Origin of the sequence: Lysinibacillus sp. YS11 (assembly GCF_002896375.1) — a bacterium.
Classification (GTDB): Bacteria; Bacillota; Bacilli; order Bacillales_A; family Planococcaceae; genus Lysinibacillus; species Lysinibacillus capsici.
Map to the genome: position 1 here is coordinate 2,605,860 of NZ_CP026007.1, position 12,264 is coordinate 2,618,123.

Genomic DNA, 12,264 nt, shown 5'->3' on the forward strand with positions numbered 1-12,264 from the left:
ATAAGTTCTTTCACATACATTAATGTCGGGATAGCACCTTTAACATCGCCCCCAAGATGTTTTTGTACAATGCTATCCCTTTTTACATACTCTGTTTAGTTGGAGATTTCCCCAAGTTTTAATTCATTAAAAGCCGTTGCATTGTTCTTGGGAAGGTTCTCCTCATTCCAATCATCCTAATAGGACTGTGCGGCATTAGATAAGCCACTGCGATTTAAAACCGTAGTGACTTATTGTTTGTTTTTTCGATTGAGAAAGTCCTATCATTATGCTGCATGTTTTACTAGTTCATGTTGTAATCAGTAAAAGTGCTCTTTAATTTTGTACTCTCACAAATAAGTGTCATAAAATAGTTATTGATAGTGTTCCAAGTATTTTCCTTCTTCGAAAATTTCTTGTGCACTTAAGGCTGTCCAATCCTCTGGTGTTTGTTCAGGATGCAAGTCAAGATAGTTTTTAACCATCTTATAGCCTTCACTGTAACCATAATTTTTCGGTAACCCTTTTCCACCATATAAGATGTCTGAGGTACGATTACTGTCGTACTTATGTAAATCAGGTTCTACTTTAGACCATAATTCCTTGTTGTAAGTTACATTCTTTGCTGTATAGCCGTAGTCAGGATAAACGTTTTTTTCAAACATGACCGCTTTTCCTTCAAAGACGATACTATCCAATACCGAAGCTCCGACATCTTTATTTAAATATTTTTCCGCCCAAACGCTGTGATGGTATTCGTGAGCAACAGTTGACTTTATACCATCATCCAAAACATTTAGATAAAGCGGGAGGATGATTTTGCCCGCTCCTACTGCGAAGGGTATTCTATTATTGGTTGCTGAAGGGAATACACAAACAGCTACATCGCTTTGAGAGGGTAAGAGGTCTGCGGATTTCAATAGCGATTCTTGAATGAGTTGATTGATTTCTGCTTTATGTGTTTCCATTTTTTCACTCACCATTTGTATTTCTGTTAGCCTGCTAGGAACCGTATTAAGCAGAGTTTCTGCCATATGATAATATTCCCCATTTTCAAAACAATCCTGGTAGATCGGTTGAATAACTTCCTTTTTATACAGATCCAGAGTTTCCGAGCTTGAAAGATTCGGATTCTCTTTGACCTTTTCCATATACGGATAAAACAGTTGATTGGCATGAATGATTTTGTATTTTTGTTTGGTTTGAGGGTGCTCAAATGAGAACACCATCTCTTCATCATCTGTTATTTGCTTTTTCTCATGAAGTTGGCTCTCACTTTTTTCTGTTGGTGTACAGGCAGCAAGCATAAGTAGTAAGAGACCTAGAATAAAGGTGATTCCCTTTTTAAATTTCATCCATTCTCCTCCCAATCGTTAATAACTAAAAATTCTTTATAACCCCATATATAACTTATATTACCATAAAAATAGTAATGAAAGAATGATTGATTTGTCAGTATTTAGTTAGCATCTCCACAAACGGAGTGTACGATTTTGTGAAGGTAAGAACCTCTAGCTACGCCTTTCATATATTATAGTGAAAGGAGTGGCTATTGTGCCTTGGCAACATAAAATTCCGTATTTAATCGGTCAGCCTGTTGGTGTTTCTTTTACAAATGGTCAAGGAACTTCTGGTGTCCTCTGTGGCGTATCAGGAGGAAAACTGCTTGTTCTTGAATATTTGTATCAAAGTCAATTTGCCTTAAATCAATACGACCTTCATATGATTCATAATGTGAACGGCTTCCCCCCTTGTCATACGCAGCAGCCGTTATACTAAAAAAACATCCTAGAACGGATGTTTTTTTACATCGTGTTGAATACCAAAACAATTAGTAGTATTTGTTTCATTATTCTTGATGCTATACAGGCTAACAACTAACTCAAGCTACTATTCCATCATAATAATAAAGTAAAGCTTGCACCGCTTTATTCCCGAATGAAGGGACAACTCATTTTTTCTCTACTCGCTAATACCCCCCTTTTGTCCAATACATACTTTAAAAGAAAGAAAGGAGGTGTGTTTCATGAGTTACTGTAATTTCAATAATTACTGTGGCGGGGACAATGGAAGCGGCAATAGCTCTACATTCGTGCTTATTGTTGTACTATTCATCCTTCTTATTATCGTTGGTGCTAGCTTCATGTGTTAATTGATCGTCTCAGGCTTTAGCCTCTGTTCCATTACAGAAGCTAAAGCCTTTTTAGCATGAATCACTACCACAGCTATTCAAATCTCCTCCCTTTTCGTTTTTTTCTAGCTCATTTATTTTTACTCACAATTAAAAGTTAGTAATTTAGATAGATAACTATCTTAAACCGCTAGCTTCACATAATAATAGTAGTGTAAAGTTCTTGTAACTTTACTTTACACTCCTTTTGGTACTTGGGGTCACTTTCGTCCGAGTGACCCTGTTCTAGCAACACACATTTAGTTTCTCCTTTTCCCTATCAAGCGGAATCATCGGAACATTCCTACAACAAATTCGTTTTTATAGGAAGGAGGAAAACAATGGGAATTAATTTGAATCTCTGGTCATTTATCTTATCTTTGGGCTGTATTCTATTATTTTTTCTATCAGGTTCAATGAAAGACTTCTTTGACACCTATCTTCATTTCCATCCATTACTGTTGACACTACTCTTGTCTATTGCCTGTTTCTACCTAAGCCTGGTCGGTATGAAAAATGTTAAAAATTTAACGACCTTGCTTCGAGGAATTTTAACAATGGTCATTACACTTATTGTGATGATTAGTATTTCTTTTATTTTACTTTTTGGTACCCTTTTAAGTTAAAATGACCTACCCCCACATTATTTTAATACAAGCCCCCTTGACGAACGTTTGTTCTCTGGTTAAACTATTAGAAAAGGGGGCTTTTTTATGCAAGAAACAACGAATATTGAGTTAGTACATTTCTCTGAAAGCTATGTAGAGCAGTTAAATCGTTTTGAATTACCTGAAGAACAACACCAATTTACGGCACTTCCTCAAGAGATTTCAATCGAGAAGGTCGGACAGTATCCAATTGTGATTTTAAGTGGTGGCGTACCTGTCGGCTTTTTTGTGCTTCATGCAACGGACAGAGTCCAACAATATTCTAGTAATCCTCAGGCAATGTTACTAACTGCCCTGTCCATCGATCATCAGCAGCAAGGTAGGGGCTATGCTAAAAAGGCTATGTCTGCACTTGCTGATTTTGTGAAGCAGGAGTTTAAAGAATGTAATGAAGTAGTGTTAGTCGTCAATCATAAAAATATAGCTGCACAGAATTTATATGTCAAAGTGGGCTTTATGGATCATGGAGAAAGAAGAATGGGACCTATTGGTGAGCAAATCGTTATGAATTTGCCATTGTAAAGAAATCGTCACTCATTTGCTTTTCAAAATGCGAGACGTACCTTACAAACAATGGAATTCTATTTTCCCCTACCATCTCTAAGAATTTCATTGTTACACCTCCACTCCCTGGCATATAAGCTTTTCCTTCACGAATTCAACTGCTATGGGGCATGTTTATACAGTATAATAAAGTCAATTAGCTATAGAAAAGGTGGAACTAGACATTGAAAAAAGAGATGTGGCTATGGTTATTAGGAATTTCTCTACTAGCTGGATGTAGTGTTACTGTTCCAAATGAGACAGTAAACACCCCTGCTGAACAGGTCTCATCACAGCTGGAGATACAGCATGAGGCTCCATTGATCGCCGTTTCCGATGATGAGAAGGTGAAATTATTTGCACGAAATGAAGCACAAAATGAAATTACAGAGGTAACTTTAGATATTGGTGGTAAGCGGAAAAATTTTGACTGGACAATCCCTGATACAGGAACTAAACCTCAGTTATTCTATACAGATCTGACAAATGATCATAAGGAAGAGGCTGCTATTATTATCCAAACTGGACGAGGGACAGGCCTCAATCACTATGAGATTCATGTGGTAAATGGAGAGGATTTATCGGAGATGAATGTCCAACATTATGAAGACATCGTTGCACATACTATTGAATCAACGATTACGAAAAAAGATGATGGCACATTAGCGATTACGATGAAAGCACAGGGAAAAGAATCTACATTTGATTATGACTTTGATCCAGTACCAGATATCAATCAAGCGCAACTTGCTTTCGGTGGTGTGGTTATTTATACAGTAGAAAATCAAAAAATAATGTTAAACATCCCTGGATCGATTGGCATCTCACCTATTTATGTAGCCGATGTTCGTATTACCTATCAATTTAATCGTACTAACAATGAGTTTCTTGTTGAGCAAATTGATGTGAAACCTATCGAGAAATAAAGCCGCCAAAAGCTGACCACTCCTGTCATCAGCTTTTGGCTTTTTCGTCGTAGACGTAAGCCTAGGCATTGTGTAAATGTTTATTCATTAGCTCTTCGACTTGTGTTTTTAACGCTTGATTGGCATAGCGTAGTACCTCATCATTGCCTGCGGTAGCCACCTGCACATCACTAAAATAATCATCAATTCGATGCCAGCCAACTAATCGTATTTTTTGTTGGGCGAGCTGACGTTTTAATTGAAAATAATCTTTGTGTAGCTGCTTTAATAAAGCATCCATAGCAGGTAAAAATACACGCTTCATCTTAAAATGCTCCGCCACTGTTAGATCGTGCTGTAAGGATTTCACAGCTAAATCAAGCAGCAAATATTGATGTAATAATCGTCGTTGCTCTCCATTAATCACATCCATCATCTTCTATACGAGCAGCATAAATGTATCTTAACGGGATGTGCTTCGTTGTGGTAATGGTTTCTAGTAGCAGCTGGTCCTCGTTCATCGCTTGAATGGTACCTCCCCATTGCACATAGTTACCATGTTCCCATATAGTTAACATAATATAGTTATGCTGTGTGAATGCTTGTGTGATTATTTGCTGTAATTCTTCAAGCTCCCATTCAGCATGTTCCCGAGGCAACTCTGTCAACACCTCTTGTTTCCATGCCTTCAAAAGCATTAAATGCTCTGGTAGCATCATCGCTGTCCATTTCATCGTTCCTCTATCTCTTATCATTTTTTCCACTCCTTATGCTAAATGCCCGCCCACTAAGCGATTCCGTGAAATAGCTGTACCAGCGCTGGTATAGGAGGCTGCGCGTAATAAGGCCACCACTCCATATTTTCTACGAATCGCATCCATGACATGACCAATGACCTGTCGCTGGTCCTTACGCTCATCAAATAAATCAAGCTGAATACTACGCTCTGCCTCTAAATTTGTCAGTCCAACAGATAATTGACGCGCTGGCTCACCCGCAAAATGCTCATCTAGTAAGTCCAGACAAGTCTGATACATAACAAGGGTCTCATTGGTTGGACTTTCGATGGTTCTTGAGCGATGGAACCCCTTCGTCATCGCATTGCGACTGTAAGAGAGCCCCAAGCTAACAGTCCGCCCGACATAGCCTGCTTCCCGTGTACGTCGCATCACATCCTCACACATTTCTAGGAGTACAACTGCAATATCCTTTCGTGTGTGATAATCCTTCATGAGCATTTGGCCCTTCCCAAAGCTTAATGCCGCATTGTTCACCAATGGCTCACCTAATGTGGAGAGATCAATGCCCCATGCATGGTAATAGTATTGATTACCCATAATACCAAAGCGCTTTTCTAATTCGGCTAAATCGGCATGGGCTAATCCACCGACTGTTTGAATGCCCATCGCATTTAAATTGGCTGCCATCTGTTTCCCAATCCCCCACATATCAGATAAAGGACGCACTGGCCAAAGCTTTGTTGGGACATCGGCATAGGTCCATTTGGCAAAGCCTGTTTTTTTTGCCTCTAAATCTAATGCTAATTTAGCCATCAACATGTTTGGTCCCATGCCAATGGCGGACGGAATGCGAAACTTTTCATAGATGTCTTCCTGAATCAATTTGGCTACCTGCTCAGGCGAACCCCAAAGTTGCTCCGTGCCTGTTAGATCTATAAAGCTTTCATCCACACTATAAACATGGATCGCCTCTGGAGGGACATATTGTGCAATCAGACGCGTAATGGCCATGGACATCTCTAGAAAAAAGGACATTTTTGGTTCAAACAACTTAATATCTGGATGTTTGGGAATTTCATAACGCCGATTCCCTGTTTTAATGTTAAATTTTTCTTTCATCACTGGTGATGCAGCCAGCACAATACTACCAGGTTGTTCAAAATTACCGATGATAGCAATTGGATCTGTCAGCACATCTAGCCCTTCTAGCATGGCAATACAGCTTGCATAAAAGCACTTCATATCAATACAAAAAATATCTTTCTGTGGGAAGTCGTTGTAATTCATATCACCTCAGACTCCCGTTGGAGAATGGGCAGAAGTGCTAGAACATTGTTAATATGAAACGTACGCTTCGCTAGCCTTGTAAAACAAAAGGCGGTAAAGGAATCACCTTTAATGTGGATAATTTTCACGCGCCTTTTCGTAATGGCACCTGATTTCGCTATATACATCATGTGAACGATTTGGTGACGATGCATGGCTTTTATCAACTGTTCTTTCATGTTGAATGCTCCTTTACTGACTCTGTTTGCGTTCATGTTGAACAGAGTTTTTGATAACTAAGAACAAACGTTTGTGTTTTTATTATACGCACGTATGTTCTGAAATAGAAGTGGTAATTTTAGCTAATTTTTTTCCAGACAGAGGCTGACTGTAGCTAGGCATTTGTGTAAGTCTAGAAGTACCTAAAACATAATCTATGATGATGAATAGCTCAATTTATATGAGAAAGGATGTAAGTATCAGCTCAAATATCGATTATAACTCCCCTTCTGCAGCGTTCACTTTTGATGTCAATAAAAGTACGCTTTTTAAAAAAGACTCCCGAAATTACATTAATATTCTCGGTGTGGAACAATTAAATACATTAGAAAATACATCTTTGCTTGATATTTTTTTAAGTAAAGACAATGTCATCGAGCCACATTACCATCAAAATGCTGCAGAGCTTGTCTATTGTATTGCAGGAGCAGCAACGGTTTCTATATTGAATCCCTTTACCAAGAAAATTCAAAACTATCCTATCAAGCCTGGGCAGGTTGCGAATGTACCACAGGGCTGGTGGCATTATGAAGTAGCCACAGAAGATGACACGCATCTACTTGCTATTTTTGATGCGCCAACGCCAGAGGTCATTTTAGGCTCTGATATCTTAAAATTCACACCAGCCAATATTATGGCCCATACGTATTGTTTAGATGAAGAACAATGGAAGAAAACGATTGCACCGATTGTTCCTACGACTTATATCGGACCAGCAAAAGGCTGCAATCGTGTCCAATCAGCAACCGATCAAGCCCCTTATAAACCAACCATGCCACAGCAATATATGAAACCATGTCCATACCCTTATCCCTATCGTTACCCTCCTATGTACCCTTATGGCACCTACTATTAGCGACCTCTTATACATTTTTTATTGTAAAAGATGAATAGAATGTCATTTACTGCTACATCCTAATCTTAAATCAACCTAAGAGTTAGGAAGTGTCAGGATGACAATGATAAATGAAAATCTAGCATCGCTACGATTTAAGGAGGTTTTCAAGCTTTGGTCACAGCTTGGGATCAATCAAGGCTATATTGCTTCCAGTCATGCTTTTTTTAAGCATACGCGTGATAAAAACTTAAAAATCCTTACATTGGAATTTATTCAATGTTTAAAAGAGGAAAATAAACAGCTAACACTGCTATTAAAGGAAAACGGTGTGCTGGCACCAACAGCATCAATAGAATACAGTAAAATGAAAATAACGGATATTCGTGGGAAATCTTTCATTAATGATGGCGAAATAAGTGCTATTTTATCGATGAATATTGCCTCTTCTTTGATTGCCGTAAGCCAAGCTTTAGAGCTGGCAGTAAAGAAAACACATCTAACCAAATATAGTGAACTCCATATGCGTTATGCGCTACTTGGAGCGAGATTGATTGACCTAAGTAAGAGTAAAGGCTGGTTATTAGCCTCTACACACTAAAAAGAAGCCTCCGTTTTAATAACTAACGGAAGCTTCTTTTTTTAATCTTTATCGATTTCTCACGAACAGTAGCTTATACCATTGATTGACTAGGAATGGTAACACCGATAGGCTATAAATAAAGCCTAGCTGTGCTGGTGTTAATGGAGCTACCTCAAAGACCGTTGTAAGCATCGGCATAAATAAGACCATGTGTAAACTTAGCACACCAATGATAAAGGCGAACCACGTATATTTATTCGAAAATACACCAATCGCAAAGATGGATTGTTTGGATCGAGAATTAAAGCCATGCACTAACCTTGACAGGCATAGTGTTGTAAAGGCCATCGTGCTTGCTGTTAACGTATCGCCTGTCGATAAACCGATTTGAAACGCAATAATGGTGGAGATGGCGATTAATATCCCTTCAAGCACAACTTGTGTGGTAAATTTTTTATTTAATAAAGGAGTATGAATGTTTCTAGGCTTGTCCTTCATTGTTTTCTTATTATTTGGCTCTAAACCGATGGCAATAGCAGGCAGACTATCTGTTAATAAGTTGATGAATAGAAGATGGACAGGTGCAAACGGAACAGGTAAGCCCAGAACCGTTGCATATAACACGACAAAAATAGCGCCTGCATTTCCAGATAATAAGAACAGAATGGCATTTTTAATATTTGTATAGATGCTACGGCCATTGGCGATTGCTTTAACAATTGTTGAAAAATTGTCATCCGTTAAAATCATGGATGAGGCATCTTTTGCAACCTCTGTGCCTGTTACGCCCATAGCCACCCCAATATCTGCTTGCTTCAAAGCAGGTCCATCATTGACACCGTCTCCTGTCATGGCAACCACATGTCCTTTATCCTGCCATGCTTTAACAATTCGAATTTTTTGGGCTGGTGTAACACGGGCATAAACAGAATAATCCTGTACTTTCTCTTGCAGCTCTTGATCAGTTAAGCCTTCGAGCGCATGTCCCTCTATAGCTTCAGCTGGATTTTGCAAAATACCAATTTGTTCGGCAATCGCGGTTGCTGTAATTTTATGGTCTCCTGTAATCATGACGGGTTTAATACCTGCCTTTATACAGCTTTCCACAGCCTCTTTCGACTCTTTTCTTGGAGGGTCCATCATCGCTACTAAGCCGACAAAGATTAAATCTCGTTCCACTCGTGGATCGACTTTTTGTAGAGGCAATACCTCCTTATAAGCAATGGCTAACACCCTTAAACCATTCATAGAAAAATCACGATTCACCGCCTCGATTTTCTGGCGATGCTGCGGGGTTATCTCAAAAATACCTGTTGATGTTTTGATTCGTGTCACTTTTGGTAAGAGTACATCCAGAGCCCCTTTGGTAATCATGATGGGCTGCTTGTCCATCTGATTGACAGTGCTCATAAGCTTCCTCGTCGAATCAAATGGAATTTCAGCCAATCGTGGATATTGCTCACGTATCTTCAATTCATCTAACCCATACTGTTTCCCCAATTTCACGAGCGCAATTTCTGTAGGATCACCAATTTCTTTGTGGTCACGCTCGACAGCGTCACTACATAAAAGCGCTTTTACCATTAGTTCTTTTTCCACTGGATTTATTGGATTGAGCCAATCATGAGGAATTTTCTTCTGGTCCACAAAAACTTCCTGTACCACCATTTTATTTTCTGTTAAAGTACCTGTTTTATCAGAACAGATGACCGATACACTCCCCAAGCTTTCCACAGCATAAAGCTTGCGGATGATCGCATTTTCCTTTGCCATCTTTTGGGTGCCAAAAGCTAATACGATGGTCACGATAGAACTTAAAGCCTCAGGGATAGCCGCCACAGCAAGAGATACAGCAAACATAAAGGATTCTACTAAGGCTCGTCCTCGGATAAGATCAATCGTAAAGATTGCTAAACAAATCAGCGTAATCCCTAAGGCTAATTTTTCACCGAATTGATCGAGACTAATTTGTAATGGCGTTTTCTTTTCCTTGGCTGTATCGAGTAAGTTCGCAATTTTTCCGATTTCCGTCTGCATCCCAATTGCCGTAACCATCACGATGCCACGTCCATTGGTCACAAAGCTTCCTGAGTACACCATATTTTTCTTATCCGCAATGGTGATATTCTGCTTCCGAATGGGGTCGGTACTTTTTGCCACAGCAATTGATTCGCCTGTAAGAGAGCTTTCGTTGATGTGTAAATTATGGCTTTCTAGTAGTCTTCCATCCGCATTAATATAATCTCCCGCCTCCAACATCAGAAGGTCCCCTACTACAATTTCTTCAGAAGGAATTTCTACTAGTTGATTATGACGCATGACCTTGGCAATGGGAGAGGTCAATGCTTTCAGATTATCTAATGATTGTTCGGCCTTCACATGCTGCACTGTACCTAAAATGGCATTTAAAATAACCACAATCATGATCACAATGGTGCTTTCTACTTCTCCTAGTAGAAAGGAAACGAAGGCAGCAACGAGTAAAATGATGACCAATAAATCTTTGAATTGGCCCATAAAAACAGCCAACGTACTTGTCTTTTTCCCTTCCTCTAATACATTATAGCCATAGACTTGTTGCCTCTTTTGGACGTCATCATCAGTCAAACCTTGCGTGGTGACGTTCAATATCTTCATGACTTCAGCAGTTGATTGTTGATGATATTCAGTCATTGAGTTCTCCTTCCATTTACAAGATTTGAAAGTCTCCTACTATTTTTCTTAAAAATAATATTCGCTCTTAAAATCTCAAACTCCTCAAATCTGTAAATTCATTAACTACAACAATCTATTCCATAGGTAATTAGAGTATGCTAAGAAACCATAGAGAATTTAATTTTGGGAAGTGTACGAAAATAGATTCATGCAAACCAATTAAAAAGGTATTGGGATGGCTTTCCCAATACCTTTCAGGGCTATCGTTCGATTATGAATGATGATGTGCTGACTGATAATCTACGTGCTGCTCCTGTCCAAGAGGTGCCCTTTTAATAGAAAAGATCGCGCAGCCTAATGCACAAAGAACTAGAATCGTACCAAAGCTAGCTAGGTGCATAACGGACCCTGTCCAAGCAAACATTGCGCCACCAACTGCTGATCCGATAGAAATACCAATTTGCAGGGCAGCTGTATTTAAGCTTTGCTGAATATCCGATGATTGAGGATCCGCCTGAATTAAGTAATTTTGTAATGGCGGTGTCAGTGCCCAGCTCAACGCACCCCATAAAACCGTAAATACTAAAAACAGTGGAAGGGCAATAATTGTATAAGGAATACTAAATAAGACAATGGCAAAAGCTGAGACAATTAAAATAATGGCTTTACTTGTGCCAATTTTATCACTCACCCATCCACCTACAGCATTTCCACTAACAGAGGCAATACCAAAGATTAAGTAACAAATACTAATCCATGAAGCATTCATATCAAATGCCTCTACTAAAAATGGTGTTAAATAGGCGTAGAGCATGTAATGGCCCGCTAGCATAAATAGGGTAGTTAACTGTGCTGTCAGGATTTTTAAATTCGCCAGCGATTTAATTTGCGCCTTGAGTGGCACTACTTCTCCAATTGGCATTTTTTCAAGTAATAAAGCAATTAATATCATTGAAATCGTTGATAGGATACTAATACCTAAAAATACAGCTCGCCAGCCAAACGCTTCTGTAATAAAAATACCCATTGGCACACCGATCACCAGCGCAGAACTTACACCCATAAAAACAAGCCCCAGTGCTTTAGCACGATGGCGAGGCTCTACGATTTTAGTTGTAATCGTTAATGATAAAACAATCACTAACGCTGTACTCATAGCTGTGAAAATACGTGCGATTAGCACAATGATAAACGTTGTACTAAAGAAGGTCATTAGATTTCCTAACGTAAAAATAAATAAAGAAATAAGGAATAAGCGCTTCCGTTCCACCTTGGCTGTCAAGGATAGTAGGACAGGCGCAGAAATCGCATAAACAAGTGCAAAAATAGTAATTAATTGTCCTGCTGTCGCTAAAGACACATCTAAATCCTCTGCAATATTTGGCAGGATTCCACCAACAATTAATTCAACTAACCCTACTGCAAAGGTAGTCACAGCAAGAATATAAACTCTCCAATTCATCGTAATCTCCCCTTCGATACCGTTCATTTTTGTAGGAGATTGTTTTAAAACAAACTAAAAAAATCCTGACTACAAAAATGAAGCAAAGTTTTGTAGTCAGGATTTTATGGTTCCTGGTAGAGACCCTCAATCCATATTATTGAGGTTATACAGATCAAATATTTACTTTAGCTATAGTA

14 protein-coding genes and 1 riboswitch are annotated in these 12,264 nt (G+C 38.9%); of the genes, 7 read left to right on the forward strand and 7 right to left on the reverse strand.

All coding sequences use genetic code 11. The features are described 5' to 3' along the window. Positions 1-353 precede the first annotated feature (353 nt). Complete coding sequence (locus LBYS11_RS12940; protein ID WP_103118305.1) at positions 354-1,334, reverse strand: DUF2268 domain-containing putative Zn-dependent protease; 981 nt, start codon at positions 1,332-1,334, stop codon at positions 354-356. Positions 1,335-1,533: 199 nt separating this feature from the next. Here LBYS11_RS12940 and LBYS11_RS12945 point away from each other — a divergent pair, with 199 nt between their 5' ends. From LBYS11_RS12945 to LBYS11_RS12965, 5 genes are all read left to right on the forward strand, one after another. Then, positions 1,534-1,758, forward strand: coding sequence for a hypothetical protein (locus tag LBYS11_RS12945; protein ID WP_103118306.1), 225 nt, complete (start codon positions 1,534-1,536; stop codon positions 1,756-1,758). A gap of 247 nt (positions 1,759-2,005) precedes the next feature. Beyond that, positions 2,006-2,131, forward strand: coding sequence for a YjcZ family sporulation protein (locus tag LBYS11_RS12950; protein WP_103118307.1), 126 nt, complete (start codon positions 2,006-2,008; stop codon positions 2,129-2,131). A gap of 359 nt (positions 2,132-2,490) precedes the next feature. After that, a complete protein-coding gene (locus LBYS11_RS12955) occupies positions 2,491-2,775 on the forward strand; it encodes a hypothetical protein (RefSeq protein WP_036076476.1) in 285 nt (94 codons plus the stop codon). Between the two features lie 87 nt (positions 2,776-2,862). Then, a complete protein-coding gene (locus LBYS11_RS12960; RefSeq protein WP_048392488.1) occupies positions 2,863-3,339 on the forward strand; it encodes a GNAT family N-acetyltransferase in 477 nt (158 codons plus the stop codon). A 206-nt stretch (positions 3,340-3,545) separates the two neighbouring features. Then, positions 3,546-4,286 carry a hypothetical protein gene (locus tag LBYS11_RS12965; protein WP_103118308.1) on the forward strand — a complete coding sequence of 247 codons (741 nt, stop codon included), beginning with the start codon at positions 3,546-3,548 and terminating at the stop codon, positions 4,284-4,286. 61 nt (positions 4,287-4,347) lie between these two features. Here LBYS11_RS12965 and LBYS11_RS12970 read toward each other — a convergent pair whose 3' ends face one another. The 4 genes from LBYS11_RS12970 to LBYS11_RS12985 are packed head-to-tail and all read right to left on the reverse strand — an operon-like array spanning position 4,348 to position 6,510. After that, entirely contained in the window at positions 4,348-4,701 is a 354-nt protein-coding gene (locus LBYS11_RS12970; RefSeq protein ID WP_009370358.1) for a YhjD family protein, read from the reverse strand. Further along, positions 4,685-5,020: a YolD-like family protein gene (locus LBYS11_RS12975; protein WP_009370357.1), complete on the reverse strand. Its 336-nt coding sequence runs from the start codon at positions 5,018-5,020 to the stop codon at positions 4,685-4,687. The genes LBYS11_RS12970 and LBYS11_RS12975 overlap by 17 nt, the downstream gene beginning before the upstream one ends. Positions 5,021-5,032: 12 nt before the next feature. Then, positions 5,033-6,292: a Y-family DNA polymerase gene (locus tag LBYS11_RS12980; protein ID WP_103118309.1), complete on the reverse strand. Its 1,260-nt coding sequence runs from the start codon at positions 6,290-6,292 to the stop codon at positions 5,033-5,035. Beyond that, complete coding sequence (locus LBYS11_RS12985) at positions 6,289-6,510, reverse strand: transcriptional regulator (RefSeq protein ID WP_048392481.1); 222 nt, start codon at positions 6,508-6,510, stop codon at positions 6,289-6,291. Before LBYS11_RS12985 ends, LBYS11_RS12980 begins: the two co-directional genes overlap by 4 nt. A gap of 239 nt (positions 6,511-6,749) precedes the next feature. On the opposite strand from LBYS11_RS12985, the gene LBYS11_RS12990 reads away from it, so the two are divergent. Both LBYS11_RS12990 and LBYS11_RS12995 read left to right on the forward strand, forming a co-directional pair. Beyond that, positions 6,750-7,406, forward strand: coding sequence for a cupin domain-containing protein (locus LBYS11_RS12990; RefSeq protein ID WP_349679724.1), 657 nt, complete (start codon positions 6,750-6,752; stop codon positions 7,404-7,406). 97 nt (positions 7,407-7,503) lie between these two features. Continuing rightward, entirely contained in the window at positions 7,504-7,986 is a 483-nt protein-coding gene (locus LBYS11_RS12995; protein WP_048392480.1) for a DUF3231 family protein, read from the forward strand. A gap of 48 nt (positions 7,987-8,034) precedes the next feature. Here the strand turns inward: LBYS11_RS12995 and LBYS11_RS13000 are convergent, their stop codons facing one another. Both LBYS11_RS13000 and LBYS11_RS13005 read right to left on the reverse strand, forming a co-directional pair. After that, a complete protein-coding gene (locus LBYS11_RS13000) occupies positions 8,035-10,641 on the reverse strand; it encodes a cation-translocating P-type ATPase (protein WP_103118310.1) in 2,607 nt (868 codons plus the stop codon). A gap of 253 nt (positions 10,642-10,894) precedes the next feature. Continuing rightward, the gene (locus LBYS11_RS13005; protein WP_009370354.1) at positions 10,895-12,085 is read right to left on the reverse strand and encodes an MFS transporter; all 1,191 of its coding nucleotides are present in this window, start codon (positions 12,083-12,085) and stop codon (positions 10,895-10,897) included. Between the two features lie 73 nt (positions 12,086-12,158). Further along, positions 12,159-12,258: riboswitch (purine riboswitch) on the reverse strand. Positions 12,259-12,264 lie beyond the last annotated feature (6 nt).

What these genes read in the sequence shown, in the direction of transcription:
- LBYS11_RS12940 (WP_103118305.1), bottom strand. Translation starts at nt 1,334, where the DNA reads ATGAAATTTAAAAAGGGAATCACCTTTATTCTAGGTCTCTTACTACTT.
- LBYS11_RS12975 (WP_009370357.1), bottom strand. Translation starts at nt 5,020, where the DNA reads ATGATAAGAGATAGAGGAACGATGAAATGGACAGCGATGATGCTACCA.
- LBYS11_RS12985 (WP_048392481.1), bottom strand. Translation starts at nt 6,510, where the DNA reads ATGAAAGAACAGTTGATAAAAGCCATGCATCGTCACCAAATCGTTCAC.
- LBYS11_RS12950 (WP_103118307.1), top strand. Translation starts at nt 2,006, where the DNA reads ATGAGTTACTGTAATTTCAATAATTACTGTGGCGGGGACAATGGAAGC.
- LBYS11_RS12980 (WP_103118309.1), bottom strand. Translation starts at nt 6,292, where the DNA reads ATGAATTACAACGACTTCCCACAGAAAGATATTTTTTGTATTGATATG.
- LBYS11_RS12955 (WP_036076476.1), top strand. Translation starts at nt 2,491, where the DNA reads ATGGGAATTAATTTGAATCTCTGGTCATTTATCTTATCTTTGGGCTGT.
- LBYS11_RS12995 (WP_048392480.1), top strand. Translation starts at nt 7,504, where the DNA reads ATGACAATGATAAATGAAAATCTAGCATCGCTACGATTTAAGGAGGTT.
- LBYS11_RS13005 (WP_009370354.1), bottom strand. Translation starts at nt 12,085, where the DNA reads ATGAATTGGAGAGTTTATATTCTTGCTGTGACTACCTTTGCAGTAGGG.
- LBYS11_RS12970 (WP_009370358.1), bottom strand. Translation starts at nt 4,701, where the DNA reads ATGATGGATGTGATTAATGGAGAGCAACGACGATTATTACATCAATAT.
- LBYS11_RS12960 (WP_048392488.1), top strand. Translation starts at nt 2,863, where the DNA reads ATGCAAGAAACAACGAATATTGAGTTAGTACATTTCTCTGAAAGCTAT.
- LBYS11_RS13000 (WP_103118310.1), bottom strand. Translation starts at nt 10,641, where the DNA reads ATGACTGAATATCATCAACAATCAACTGCTGAAGTCATGAAGATATTG.